10 protein-coding genes and 2 pseudogenes are annotated in these 12,583 nt (G+C 51.1%); 7 read left to right on the top strand and 5 right to left on the bottom strand.

What is annotated here, in order from left to right; translation table 11 throughout:
• Nucleotides 1-94 precede the first annotated feature (94 nt).
• From D908_RS08270 to fhuB, 3 genes and pseudogenes are all read left to right on the top strand, one after another.
• Nucleotides 95-880, top strand: a complete 786-nt coding sequence (locus tag D908_RS08270; RefSeq protein ID WP_005524916.1) for an ABC transporter ATP-binding protein — start codon at nt 95-97, stop codon at nt 878-880.
• Nucleotides 871-1,830 (top strand): iron-siderophore ABC transporter substrate-binding protein, encoded by a 960-nt coding sequence (locus tag D908_RS08275; protein WP_005524915.1) that lies wholly within the window; start codon nt 871-873, stop codon nt 1,828-1,830. The genes D908_RS08270 and D908_RS08275 overlap by 10 nt, the downstream gene beginning before the upstream one ends.
• A pseudogene (gene fhuB / locus D908_RS0119485) lies at nt 1,827-3,787 on the top strand (Fe(3+)-hydroxamate ABC transporter permease FhuB). Before D908_RS08275 ends, fhuB begins: the two are co-directional and overlap by 4 nt.
• Before the next feature lie 27 nt (nt 3,788-3,814).
• On the opposite strand, the gene D908_RS08280 reads toward fhuB, so the two are convergent.
• A complete protein-coding gene (locus D908_RS08280) occupies nt 3,815-4,663 on the bottom strand; it encodes a MurR/RpiR family transcriptional regulator (RefSeq protein WP_005524914.1) in 849 nt (282 codons plus the stop codon).
• Between the two features lie 229 nt (nt 4,664-4,892).
• On the opposite strand from D908_RS08280, the pseudogene murQ reads away from it, so the two are divergent.
• Together murQ and murP are read left to right on the top strand one after the other, a co-directional pair.
• Nucleotides 4,893-5,794 (top strand): annotated as a pseudogene (gene murQ, locus D908_RS0119475) (N-acetylmuramic acid 6-phosphate etherase).
• Nucleotides 5,795-5,824: 30 nt separating this feature from the next.
• Nucleotides 5,825-7,270, top strand: coding sequence for a PTS N-acetylmuramic acid transporter subunit IIBC (murP, locus tag D908_RS08285; protein WP_005524913.1), 1,446 nt, complete (start codon nt 5,825-5,827; stop codon nt 7,268-7,270).
• A 141-nt stretch (nt 7,271-7,411) separates the two neighbouring features.
• Here murP and D908_RS08290 read toward each other — a convergent pair whose 3' ends face one another.
• Together D908_RS08290 and D908_RS08295 are read right to left on the bottom strand one after the other, a co-directional pair.
• Entirely contained in the window at nt 7,412-7,900 is a 489-nt protein-coding gene (locus D908_RS08290) for a TIGR00645 family protein (protein WP_000440283.1), read from the bottom strand.
• 65 nt (nt 7,901-7,965) lie between these two features.
• Nucleotides 7,966-8,832, bottom strand: coding sequence for a YicC/YloC family endoribonuclease (locus D908_RS08295; protein WP_005524909.1), 867 nt, complete (start codon nt 8,830-8,832; stop codon nt 7,966-7,968).
• 163 nt (nt 8,833-8,995) lie between these two features.
• On the opposite strand from D908_RS08295, the gene rph reads away from it, so the two are divergent.
• Both rph and pyrE read left to right on the top strand, forming a co-directional pair.
• On the top strand, nt 8,996-9,712 hold the full coding sequence (rph, locus tag D908_RS08300) for a ribonuclease PH (protein ID WP_001247181.1): 717 nt from the start codon (nt 8,996-8,998) through the stop codon (nt 9,710-9,712).
• 198 nt (nt 9,713-9,910) lie between these two features.
• Nucleotides 9,911-10,552 carry an orotate phosphoribosyltransferase gene (pyrE, locus tag D908_RS08305; protein ID WP_005524907.1) on the top strand — a complete coding sequence of 214 codons (642 nt, stop codon included), beginning with the start codon at nt 9,911-9,913 and terminating at the stop codon, nt 10,550-10,552.
• Nucleotides 10,553-10,637: 85 nt separating this feature from the next.
• On the opposite strand, the gene lpxN is transcribed toward pyrE, so the two are convergent.
• The gene (gene lpxN, locus D908_RS08310; protein ID WP_005524906.1) at nt 10,638-11,615 is read right to left on the bottom strand and encodes a lipid A biosynthesis myristoyltransferase LpxN; all 978 of its coding nucleotides are present in this window, start codon (nt 11,613-11,615) and stop codon (nt 10,638-10,640) included.
• An 18-nt stretch (nt 11,616-11,633) separates the two neighbouring features.
• The gene (gene lpxL / locus D908_RS08315) at nt 11,634-12,581 is read right to left on the bottom strand and encodes an LpxL/LpxP family Kdo(2)-lipid IV(A) lauroyl/palmitoleoyl acyltransferase (protein WP_005524905.1); all 948 of its coding nucleotides are present in this window, start codon (nt 12,579-12,581) and stop codon (nt 11,634-11,636) included.
• Nucleotides 12,582-12,583 lie beyond the last annotated feature (2 nt).

Raw genomic sequence — 12,583 nt, 5'->3', positions numbered from 1 at the left:
ACTCACCCACACTCAAGGGTGAGTGGTTGTAGTTCAACTCCCGCTTCTGGCGGGATTTGTTGTTTTTATTGAGTGCAAGTTATTAGGGGGATCAATGTTTCAGTTGGCTGATATTCAAATGGTTCGCGGTGGGCGCGCCATTTTGGCGATCGATCATTTGACCATTCCAACCCATGAGCTGACAGTCGTGCTCGGTCACAACGGTTCCGGCAAATCCACCTTAGTCAGTTTACTGTCGGGCCAACAGTCGCCCGATTGCGGTCAAGTGACCCTCAATGGTCAATCACTCTCATCGCTGCCGAGTAAAACGCTCGCCAAGGCGGTGGCATTTTTACCGCAGAAATTGCCGACCAGTGCTGGATTGATCGTGCGTGAGTTGGTGCGTTTAGGGCGCTTTCCGTGGCGTGGCACCTTGGGCCGTTGGCGCAAGGAAGATGAGCTGATTATCGATGCTGCACTCGAAAAAACGGGTGTGAGTGGTTTTGCGCATAACCTGGCGGATGAGCTTTCCGGCGGTGAGCGTCAACGTGCTTGGGTGGCGATGCTGCTTGCGCAGCAATCTCCGGTGCTGATTTTGGATGAGCCGACTTCAGCGCTTGATGTGCATCACCAATATCAATTGATGGCGCTGCTCGCGGAGCTCAATCAAACCCAAGGTGTGGGCATTATCGTGATTTTGCATGATCTCAATTTGGCGCTGCGGTACGCGACCCACATTGTGGCGCTTAAGCAGGGGCAGATCGCTTTTGAAGGCGGTGCTGAGTTGCTGCTCGATGAGCAGCGGCTGTCGGATCTGTATCACTCACCGATTCGTTTGATTGATCACCCGAATCCCATTTCCCACTCCTCTACTAATAAGGTTGCGATCGTATGTGCTTGATGAGTCTATGGAGTGTTCGTCTACGGAACATTTGCCGATCGAAGACGGTTTTCGGCTGGCTTGCCGCGCTTTGCCTATTCGCACTGCCAGTGCAAGCACAAATTGTGGTGACAGATAGCCAAGGTGCGCACACTTTTGCTGAGGTTCCACAGCGAGTGGTGGTGCTGAACTGGGATCTGCTTGAGCAAGTGCTAGAACTTGGCATTCAGCCAGTGGGCGCGCCAGAATTGAGCTCTTACGCGCAGTGGGTTGTGCAACCTGCTCTGCCAAGTTCGGTGCAAGATATTGGCACTCGTACGGAGCCAAATTTAGAGAAAATTGCTGCGCTCAAACCGGATGTCATTTTAGCCGCAGGGCCGCAACAAGATTTGCTGGCCACCTTAGGGCGCATTGCTCCTGTGGTGTATCTACCCAATTTTTCCGAGCAAGATAACGCTGCCCAAGTGGCGATTTCCCACTTTAAAACCCTAGCCACTTTATTTGGCAAAGAGGCGGTGGCACAGCAAAAACTGGAGGCGATGTTTGCTCGTTTTGCTGAGCTGAAAGCCTCGCTACAGCACGCCTTTGGTGACACTTTACCTTCGGTGGTGACGCTGCGTTTTGCCAACCCAACCTCGGCGTTTTTATATACCGAAAACTCCACGCCGCAGTACGTGCTAGAGCAACTCGGTTTGTCGTCAGCGCTGCCTCAGCCGCCAAAAGAGTGGGGCATAGTGCAAAAACGCTTGAGTGAGTTGCAGCATGTTGTGCAAGGGTATGTGCTCTATTTCTTACCGTTTGCGGAAGAGAAAAAAGTGCAGAAATCGTTGTTGTGGCGAGCGATGCCGTTTGTCCAAGCGGGGCGTGTCAATTCAGTGCGTTCAGTGTGGAGTTATGGCGGGGCGATGTCACTGCGTTATAGCGCAGAAGCGATCACCGAAAGCTTGCTGGCGGTGGCTCCGCAATCATGAGCGTTCTGCGTTTAGCCTGTTTGGGAGCGCTGACTCTGCTGTTGGCGCTCGTTAGCTTACAGTGGGGGCACAGTTTAACCCTCAATGAGCAGTGGCAACTGGTGCTAGGTAACCAAGCCGCGCAAAATTTTGCGCAGGTGAATTTTGTCTACGCACAACTGCCACGTGCGGTGATGGCCATAGTGGTGGGCGCTGTGCTTGGTTTGGTGGGCAGCTTGATGCAGCAGTTGACCCAAAACCGACTTACCTCACCGCTGACGTTGGGGACTTCATCCGGTGCTTGGTTGGGGCTGATTATCGTCAATATCTGGTTCAGTGATTGGGTGGCTGATCACAGCGCATTGGCTGCGATGGCCGGAGCGCTGCTCGCTTTCGCGCTGATTATTTCGATCGCGGGGTTACGCAATCTCACCGGACTACCGCTGGTGGTTTCCGGCATGGTGGTGAACATTTTGCTGGGTTCAATTGCCACGGCGTTGGTGCTGCTGAACGAAGAGTTCGCCCAGAATGTGTTTATGTGGGGCGCGGGCGATTTAGCGCAAAACGGCTGGGAGTGGCTCAGTTGGTTGCTGCCGCGTTTGGCTTTGGTGCTCCCGTTACTGCTGTTTGCACCGCGAGTGCTGACTTTGTTGCGACTCGGCCATGAAGGTGCGGCGGCACGTGGTTTAGCGGTATTGCCTGCCTTTTTACTTTTGATGGCGGGTGGGATTTGGTTGGTCTCTGCATCCATCACCGCCGTTGGGGTGATCGGTTTTATTGGTTTGTTAACCCCGAATATCGCCCGTTCACTGGGGGCGCGCACCCCAAAAATGGAGTTGTACAGCAGTGCGCTGCTTGGCGCGTTGCTGCTGCTCGCTACCGATATACTGGCGATGGGGCTCAGTGTGTGGGCGGAGGAAGTGGTGCCCAGCGGCATTACCGCCGCAGTGATTGGCGCTCCGGCGCTGATCTGGTTTAGTCGCCGTCCGCTCCAAGCGCAGGATTCGCTCTCTATCTCCTTGTCTTCACATCGCCGTTCGCCTTCTCGATGGGCGGTGATGCTCATTGCGGCGGCTTTATTTTTGGCTCTGGGTTTACATATTGGTTGGCAGATGGAAAGTGCAAGCTGGGCGCTGCCGAGTGAGTTTCAATGGCCGCTACGTTGGCCGCGTATGCTCACTGCGCTGTTTGCCGGTGTGGGATTGGCGATCGCAGGCACCTTATTGCAACGGCTGATTTATAACCCGTTAGCCAGCCCTGATATTTTGGGCGTGTCTTCTGGTGCCACTTTTGCGTTGGTGTTTGCCAGCTTGTTTCTTGGGCAAAGTTTACAGAGCACGCACTGGATGACGGCGCTGTTTGGCAGCGCTGTGGTATTGGTGACGCTATTGCTGCTTGGGCGACGTCATCATTACGCGCCTTCTAGCCTGATTTTGACTGGAATTGCCATTACCGCACTGTTAGAAGCCTTGGTGCAATTTACCTTGGCCAAAGGAACGGGCGACAGCTATCAGATTTTGCTGTGGCTATCGGGCTCAACTTATCGTGTCACTGGCGATCAAGCGCTGCTACTCAGCGTGGGTGTGGTGGGGTTAGTACTGTTGGCGCTTGGCTTGTCACGTTGGCTTACCCTGATCTCGATTGGGCGTGGTTTTGCTGCTGCCCGCGGCTTGAGTGCAAGTCGCGCCAGCTTGGTGCTATTGATCTTAGTGGCAGCTTTGTGCGCCTTGGTCACAGCCACCATGGGACCTGTGAGCTTTGTAGCTTGATTGCGCCACACATGGCTATGATGATCGGCGCGCAGCGCGCTCCATCTCAACTTCTGCTCGCGGCGTTGGTCGGTGGTACCTTGATGCTATGGGCGGACTGGTTGGGGCAAGCCTTGTTATTCCCCGCTCAGATCGCCGCAGGCACGTTGGTCGCGATCATTGGCGGCAGCTACTTTCTGCTGCTGTTACTCAGTCAGCGTGCACGATAAACCTCAGCGTTGAGAGGAGGTTACCTCTCAACGCATCTGGCGAATGTCGGAAGAGATAGTATCGATTAATTGTCGTGCGGAAGTCTCACGTTGCTGAGCGAGAGTGATGAAAATCAGGTCGGTCAGCACGTTTTGCGCAGTTCGTGAAGCAATCGCAGAGCTGCGATGTTGGCTTTCATCAGCAATGGTATCGAGCGCCAGATCAGCCAGCTCGCGTAAGCGATTTTTGTTTGGTGTGGTCAGGGCAATCACTTTCGCGCCTTGCTGTTTGGCCGCTTCCGCCGCAATCAGAATTTCCCGCTTTTCTCCCGAAAATGAAATCGCAATCAGCACATCTTGGCTGTTTAACGTGCGGGCGGTGGCGATTTGCACATGGCTATCTTGTTCGGTTAATGCCGTAATGCCGAGTTTGAGCAGCTTAAACGCCAGATCTTTCCCAGTCAGTGCGGAGCCACCAAGCCCGATGATCTGCACCCGAACCGCTTGTTGAATCCAGTTGATCGCCTCACTAAATTCATCAAAACGCAGTGTGTTGGTGGTGTGTAACATGGCATCGGTTTTGGTTTGTACCAGTTTTTGCGCAATTACAGCGACGGGATCATCAGCCAAAATATTACTGTGCAAGGGTTGCCCAGCCATAGCTTGTTTGCGACCAAGTTCTTCAGTGAGAGCGAGTTTAAATTCGCTGTAGCCTTTAAAACCAAGTCGTTGCGTGAATTTGACTATGCTCGATTGGCTGACATTGGCCCACGCGGCTAAATCCTGACTGGTCATCGCCGCAGCTTGTGTGGCGTTAGCCAGTACCCAATCGCCAATTTGGCGTCCACTCTCCGAAAGTTGGGTTCGACGGCTGACGATGCGTTGTAGGACTGACATTTTTACATTCTCCATGAATAAAATATTCCAAAGCCAGAATAATGAGCCTCATTGTTGATACTTTGTCTATCAATGAATTAATCGAGCTTGCTCTAATTTTTTAGTGCGTTTCGGCAATTATTCCAAAAAATGACTGATTAAAGAATAACCTTAACTGTGATTATTATCACCAAAGTGGAATATTTTATTCCATAGAATCACCTCAATTCGAAATTGCATGAGAACCCCTATGAAGATCGATTTAACTCGCTTAGTGACTGAAAGCCGTAACCCAGCCAGCGAACAGATTGATACCTTGCCAACTCTCGAAATGCTGCGAGTGATTAATCAGCAAGATCAAACGGTCGCACTTGCGGTCGCAGAGACTTTGCCGCAAGTGGCGCAAGCGGTGGAGGCGATCGCGACCGCTTTTGCCCAAGGTGGACGCTTGATTTATATGGGCGCAGGCACGTCTGGCCGTTTAGGGATTTTGGACGCGAGCGAATGCCCACCGACATACGGCAGTAAGCCTGAGCAAGTGATTGGCTTGATTGCGGGTGGACACACTGCGATTTTGAAAGCGGTCGAAAATGCCGAAGACAATCGCGAATTAGGCATGCGCGATCTACAAGCACTGAATGTGACGGCGCAGGATGCCGTCGTCGGTATCGCTGCTAGTGGCCGCACACCGTATGTGATTGCGGGAATGGAATACGCGCGCTCGGTTGGTGCCACCGTGGTTTCACTGGCGTGCAATCCGGGCTGCCCAATGGAGCGTGCGCCGATATTGTGATTACACCAGTGGTCGGTGCCGAAGTCGTAACGGGCTCATCACGCATGAAAGCTGGTACTGCGCAGAAATTGGTACTCAATATGCTGACCACGGGCGCGATGATCAAAAGCGGCAAAGTATTTGGCAACCTGATGGTGGATGTAGAGGCAACCAACGCCAAACTCATCCAGCGTCAAACCAATATTGTAGTGGAAGCCACAGGCGTGAGTGTTGAGCAAGCCGAAGCCGCATTAGCCGCCTGTAATCGCCACTGTAAGACTGCAATTTTGATGATTTTGGGTGGCTTTACGGCAGAGCAAGCGGCTCAAAAACTGGTGCAGCACCAAGGCTTTATCCGTGCCGCGCTCAACCAAGAATAAAACAGGAAGAGACAACACAAGGAGCCAGCTATGGCCAAAATAACCCAAACCATGATGGCACAAGTGCTGTCACTGGTGGGCGGCAGTGGTAACGTCGCCAAATGTGGAAACTGTATGACCCGTCTTCGTTTAACGCTGAATAATTCTGCGTTGGCCGATCACGCCGCCCTGAAACAAATCGCGGGGGTAATGGGGGTGGTTGAGAGCGATGCCCAATTGCAAATCATCCTCGGTCCCGGTAAAGCGCAAACCGCAGCGGATATGATGAATGCCTTGATTGAATCGGGCGAAAATATTGCGCCAGCGGCGACGGATGCCGATCTCTCCACGATTGCCGCGGAGCAGAAAAAGCAGATGAAGAGCAAGCAAACCAGCGCGGTACAACGCTTTTTGAGCAAGTTTGCCACCATTTTTACCCCGCTGATCCCCGGATTTATTGCTGCGGGTTTAATGTTGGGCATTGCCACTTTGTTAGAGCAAATCTTTGTTGTCGGGCAAACACCGAGTGTGTTTATGGTCGATTTGATCGCTTATCTCAAGGTGTTTGGCAAAGGACTGTTTGCGTTTCTCAGCATCTTGATTGGTTATAACGCTCAGCAGGCATTTGGCGGTTCCGGTGTGAACGGGGCGATTCTGGCTTCGCTGTTTGTGCTCGGTTATGATCCAGAGGCAACCAAAGGTTTCTACTCCGGCATGAGTGAGTTCTTTGGTTTTGCGATTGACCCGCGTGGCAACATTATCGGTGTACTACTGGCGGCGATTTTAGGTACGCAAGTGGAGCGTAAAGTCCGTGAATACATGCCGGATGATTTGGACATGATCCTGACTTCCGTTGTGACTTTGCTGATCATGGGCGCTGTGACTTTCCTTATCATCATGCCAATCGGTGGTGAGCTGTTTAAAGGCATGTCATGGTTGTTCTTAAATCTCAACGATAACCCGTTAGGTGCAGCGATTTTGGCTGGGTTGTTTTTGATTGCGGTCGTGTTTGGTATTCACCAAGGTTTTGTGCCTGTGTATTTTGCGTTGATGGAAGCGCAAGGCTTTAACTCACTATTCCCAATCCTTGCGATGGCGGGGGCTGGGCAAGTAGGCGCATCACTGGCGCTGTATGCCAGAGCCAAAAAAGAGACAACGATTCGTACCCAAATTAAAGGAGCGATCATCCCGGGGATTCTTGGCATCGGTGAACCGCTGATTTATGGTGTGACGCTACCGCGCGTGAAACCTTTTGTCACCGCTTGTATCGGTGGTGCGGCGGGCGGGTTCTTTATTGGCCTCATCTCTTATTTGGGTTTGCCGGTTGGCCTCAATACCGTGTTTGGCCCATCCGGTGTAGTGGCGATCCCTCTGATGACTTCAGCCGAAGGTATTTTTGCTGGTATGGCGGTGTTTGTCGGTGGCCTGCTCATCTCCTATGCTGTCGGCTTCATCACCACTTACTTCTTTGGTTGCAAAGACGTCGATCTAAGCTGACCGTTGAACCCTATAGGTTATCCTCTTATTCATTCGAGGAAGAGGATGCCCTTTCATACCAGCGACAAAGCGTTGTTTCGGTATAGTCAAAACGCCCTTCAATGAGGGCGTTTTCTTTGCATGTCGATACTCGAAATCAGCTTATTTCTTGGTGAGCTTGTCTAGGTAGCCCATCGCAAAAGCCGACAATACAAAGGTAATGTGCAGCAGCAAGTACCATTTGATTTTGTCACTGGCGATGTTTTCAGTGTTCATAAACACCTTGAGCAGATGAATCGAAGAGATCGCCACAATTGAAGCGGAAACCTTGTTTTTCAGCGAACTGGTATCGAGCTTGCCTAGCCAGCCGAGTTTGTCCTCACCCTCATCGATATCGAGCTTAGAGACGAAGTTTTCATAGCCCGAAAACATCACCATCACAATCAAACCGCCGACCAGTGACACGTCAATCAACGAGAGCGCAATCAGGATCAAATCGACTTCTTTGATGGTAAAAATATTCGGCAGTAGGTGAAAAATCTCTTGGAAAAATTTAATACCCAACGCAAGCAGGATCAGGCTTAAACCAAGATAAATCGGCGCCATAATCCAACGTGCAGAGTAGAGAAGCTTTTCTATGAGTCGTTCCATGGGGTTCCAATCAATAAGAGGTAAAGGACATTAGATAAAAGCCTCGAATCAACGAGGCTTTAGGATTATTCGATGTTTTGGATCTGCTCGCGCATCTGTTCGATAAGCACTTTCAGCTCCACACCGGAGGCAGTGATATCGGTCGAGATGGATTTCGAGGCCAACGTGTTCGACTCACGGTTGAATTCTTGCATCATGAAATCAAGTTTGCGGCCACATGAGCCGCCTTTTTTCAGCACTTCACGCGCTTCTTTGACATGAGAGTCGAGGCGATCCAGCTCTTCGGCCACATCTGACTTCTGAGCCAGCAGGATCAGCTCTTGCTCTACACGGCTCGCATCGAGCTCGATTTTCGCTTCTTCAAATTTGCTGAATAGACGCTCGCGTTGCCACTCGAGAATTTCTGGCATACGTGCACGCACTTTGACCACTTCGGCGCTGATTGCTTCCAAACGTTGCTCAATCAGCGCTTTCATGTTGTCGCCTTCACGGCCACGCGCGGCGATAAACTCATCCACACCCTCATCAAACGCACTGAGTAGCGCTTGGTTGATGGCATCCATATCTTGCTCTGGGGTTTCCATCACGCCCGGCCACTGCATCACTTGGAATGGGTTAATGCGGCTGAGTTCACCAGTCATGTGCATGATTTGGCTTGCTGCATTAATCACTTGCTGTGCAAGTGCTTCATTGATGGTGAGATGGCTTTGCGCGGCTGAATTGGCTTCAAAGCGCAAATGACACTCGATTTTACCGCGTGACAGGCGTTGACGAAAACGCTCGCGCAGCAGTGGCTCTAAACCACGGAACTGCTCAGGCAGGCGGAAGTACGTTTCTAAATAACGTTGGTTAACCGAGCGAATTTCCCACACGGCGCTGCCCCAATCGCCTTTGACTTCTTTGCGTGCGTACGCAGTCATGCTGTAAATCATCAGGATGTCCTTTGCTTTCATCTCTTTGTGACTGGCGCTAATAGTAGCAAAGCAGGCAAAACGGCGCTACCGTGCTGAATTCGTTAACCTAGCGCCTGTAGGGGCTTTGGGCTATAATCTCGCCCCAACCGAATTGATACAGCCACGAGAAGGTCGAGACCCTATGCGTCCAGATAACCGCGCTGCGGACCAAGTTCGCCCCATCAAAATCACCCGCAACTACACTGCATACGCAGAAGGCTCGGTGTTGGTGGAATTTGGCAACACCAAAGTGTTGTGTAATGCCAGCATTGAAGAAGGTGTGCCACGTTGGTTAAAAGGCCAAGGTAAAGGCTGGGTCACCGCGGAATACGGCATGTTGCCACGCGCAACCCATTCACGCACGCGCCGTGAAGCGACCAATGGTAAGCAAGGCGGTCGTACCATGGAAATCCAACGTCTGATCGCGCGCAGCCTACGTGCGGTGGTGGATCTGGAAGCGATGAGCGAAATCATGATCACGGTTGATTGTGATGTGATTCAAGCCGATGGCGGTACGCGTACTGCTTCGATTACCGGTGCAAGCGTGGCGCTGGCTGATGCTTTTGCTCATTTGATGGCTAAAGGCCAACTGAAGAAGAACCCGATGAAAGGCCATGTGGCTGCGGTTTCGGTTGGTATCTTGGGTGAAGACGTGCTGTGCGATCTGGAATACGTTGAAGATTCAGCCGCTGACACGGATATGAACGTGGTAATGACCGAAGAAGGCAAGATGATTGAAATCCAAGGCACCGCCGAAGGTGAGCCGTTCAGTCATGAGCAGTTGCTGGAATTGTTGGCCGTGGCCAAAAAAGGCATTGCGGATATTGTCGCGGTGCAGAAGGCATCGTTATTAGATTGATCAAGTAGCTCCCAATTGGGGGCTATTTTTTTGCCCTCATCTTCGTCGATATTGACGCGATGGCTGCGTTAGCAAGTACTTTTTGCACTAGTCACTTACTTCAGTAAGCTCCTAGGGACTCAAAGTTTTGCTGCCTTGCCCTCACGGCAATATCTTAGAAGATGAATTGTTCTTAAATCGTAAATTAGAGAAGATGTGATGAAAGCGTACCAGCGTGAATTTATTGAGTTTGCCCTAGAGAAACAGGTGCTGAAGTTTGGCGAATTTACTTTGAAATCAGGCCGTAAAAGTCCTTATTTCTTTAACGCTGGTCTGTTTAATACTGGCCGTGATTTAGCGCGCTTGGGCCGTTTTTACGCTGCAGCGTTAGTTGATTCAGGTATTGAGTTTGATGTGCTGTTTGGCCCTGCTTACAAAGGCATTCCGATTGCTACCACCACAGCAGTCGCGTTGGCGGATCACCACGATGTGGATACGCCATACTGCTTTAACCGCAAAGAGGCCAAAAATCACGGCGAAGGCGGTAATCTGGTTGGCAGCAAGTTAGAAGGCCGTATTATGCTGGTGGATGATGTGATCACTGCCGGTACTGCAATTCGTGAATCGATGGAGCTTATCCAAGCCAACCACGCCGATTTAGCCGGTGTGCTAGTGGCGATTGATCGCCAAGAGAAAGGCAAGGGAGAGCTGTCTGCGATTCAAGAAGTGGAACGTGATTTCGGTTGTGCGGTGATTTCGATTGTGAGCCTGACGGATCTCATCACTTATCTTGAACAGCAAGGTAACAACACTGAGCATCTAGAGGCGGTGAAAGCGTACCGCGCACAGTACGGCATTTAAGCGCATTCATCCAACCCAAGCCTAAAACGAAAAAACAGCCTCAATTGAGGCTGTTTTTTTAGCACTAAGCTCAAGAACAAAACGCTTAGCTTTGATCGCCATGGTGGGAGTTGTCGTAAATTTCACTGCCATCACGCTGAGTTTTCAGCAAAGACAAGTTCCACATGTACTGCTCAGGCTGCGGTGTGACCAGCGCTTCAATCGCTCGGTTCATCGCCAGTGCATCGGCTTCTTCATCGCCGGTTGGGAAGTTTTGCAGCGCAGGCAAAATGTGCACTTCATAACGGCCTGAGTCACTGTTGTAGCATGACATTAAAGGCACCACGTGCGCTTTGCACAGCTTAGCCATTTTGCCAAAACCTTTGAGCGTGGCTTTTTCGGTAGCAAAAAACGGTACAAATACTGAGTTTTGCGGGCCGTGGTCTTCATCCGGCACCCAGTAGCCAACATAGCCAGATTGAATCGAACGCAAGAAAGGTTTGATGCCAGATTCGCGAGTAAAAATACGGCCACCATACTGCATGCGCTGGACGTGCATTAGCCAATCGGCAATCGGGTTGCGCTGTGGCTTCATGATGTTCGCGACTTTATAGCCACGAGCTGCCAGCATGACGGCGGCATAATCGATCGCCCAAGAGTGTGGGACTAACAAAATCACGCGCTCACCGCTATCCAGCAGCGGCAGCAAGTTCTCTTCGCCAATCAGTTCGCCACGCGAGTTATTGTAGCGAGTTGAACGCACCAACAGCTCTGAATAACCGAGCATAAACTGCGAGGCTTTCACAAAAGTATCATGCAGGATCTGCTCGCGCTCTTGCTCACTTTTCTCTGGAAAGCAGTAGGCGAGGTTAACCTGAGCGCGGCGTACTACGCGGCCATTTTTCTTGATGATGAGTGGCACCAAAGGTTTCGCCAGTCGATCACGCAAGCGCCAAGGAATAAAGGCCAACAGTGCCGCGAAAGCGATGCCAATCCAAGTCCCCCAATGTTTTGGATGCAAAAAGCGCCACTCAAATTGCGGGTTATGTAGATGGCGAGTCACGCCGTTGTCTTGATCGCTCACAAATTCACCTTTACTGCTTTACTGATAGCGCGAGTTAGTCAGTTCAATGTCCGGCAAGGATTTGAAGCGTTTGTGCAGCCACATCCATTGCTCGGGGGCGCGCAGTATAATCTCTTCGACAAATTTATTCATGTAAGCCGCGGCTGCGGTTTCATCTTTTTGTGGGTAGTCCGCTTCAATTGATTTATCGGCCATGATCTCATAGCGCCCTTCAGCGTTACGGAAGCCAGAACCAATCACAATCGCGCAGTGGCTGGTGTAAGCCAAAATGCTGGTGCCTGTTGTGGTGCACGCCTCTTGTACCGCAAAGAAAGGCACAAACACCGATTTGTTGTGGCCATAGTCTTGGTCCGGCAAATAGAACAGACGCTCGCCTTGGCGTAACACGCGGATCATCTGCTTAATATCGGTTCGGTTGATAAGCTTATTGCCATTGCGTGTCCGACCACGGTACTGGATGAATTCATAGGCAGGATTACTGTGCGGACGATACACGCCATAGCCACCGATGCCTAGCACAGCAAAAGCGCGCGCGGTAATTTCCAGATTGAGCGCATGCACGCAACAGAGCAAAACCCCTTTGCCTGCTTCGGAATGTTGGCGAATCGCTTGGGTATCTTTATCAATCAAAATGCGCTTAAAGCGCCAGGTTGGCCAGAACCAAGTGATCCCAGTTTCAATCAGAGCCGCGCCAGTATTTTTGAAGTTTTCCAGCACAAAAGCGTCGATCTCGCTTTGGCTCATGGTCGGGAAAGCCAATTCCAGATTGCGTTTGGCAATATGAACGCGTTTTTTACCGAAACGCATCGAAAATTGGCCTAAGCCGCGGCCGATTTTTAGCAAAACAGGGTAAGGAAGTAGGTTAACCAACAGGGCTAACAAGCCAAAACCAAACCAGACACCCCAATGTTTAGGGTGCAATAAAGAGAGTGTGAATGCAGGTTTGCTGTATTTTTCTTGACTCATTG

This window comes from Vibrio mimicus CAIM 602, from assembly GCF_000338875.1.
Classification (GTDB): Bacteria; Pseudomonadota; Gammaproteobacteria; order Enterobacterales; family Vibrionaceae; genus Vibrio; species Vibrio mimicus.
The sequence above is the reverse complement of the archived record's forward strand: the minus strand, read 5'-3'. Positions and strand labels throughout refer to the sequence as shown.

Coding starts and splice junctions, on each gene's coding strand:
- D908_RS08270 (WP_005524916.1), top strand. CDS start 95: ATGTTTCAGTTGGCTGATATTCAAATGGTTCGCGGTGGGCGCGCCATT.
- D908_RS08275 (WP_005524915.1), top strand. CDS start 871: ATGTGCTTGATGAGTCTATGGAGTGTTCGTCTACGGAACATTTGCCGA.
- D908_RS08280 (WP_005524914.1), bottom strand. CDS start 4,663: ATGTCAGTCCTACAACGCATCGTCAGCCGTCGAACCCAACTTTCGGAG.
- lpxL (WP_005524905.1), bottom strand. CDS start 12,581: ATGAGTCAAGAAAAATACAGCAAACCTGCATTCACACTCTCTTTATTG.
- D908_RS08290 (WP_000440283.1), bottom strand. CDS start 7,900: ATGGAACGACTCATAGAAAAGCTTCTCTACTCTGCACGTTGGATTATG.
- pyrE (WP_005524907.1), top strand. CDS start 9,911: ATGAAAGCGTACCAGCGTGAATTTATTGAGTTTGCCCTAGAGAAACAG.
- murP (WP_005524913.1), top strand. CDS start 5,825: ATGGCCAAAATAACCCAAACCATGATGGCACAAGTGCTGTCACTGGTG.
- rph (WP_001247181.1), top strand. CDS start 8,996: ATGCGTCCAGATAACCGCGCTGCGGACCAAGTTCGCCCCATCAAAATC.
- D908_RS08295 (WP_005524909.1), bottom strand. CDS start 8,832: ATGATTTACAGCATGACTGCGTACGCACGCAAAGAAGTCAAAGGCGAT.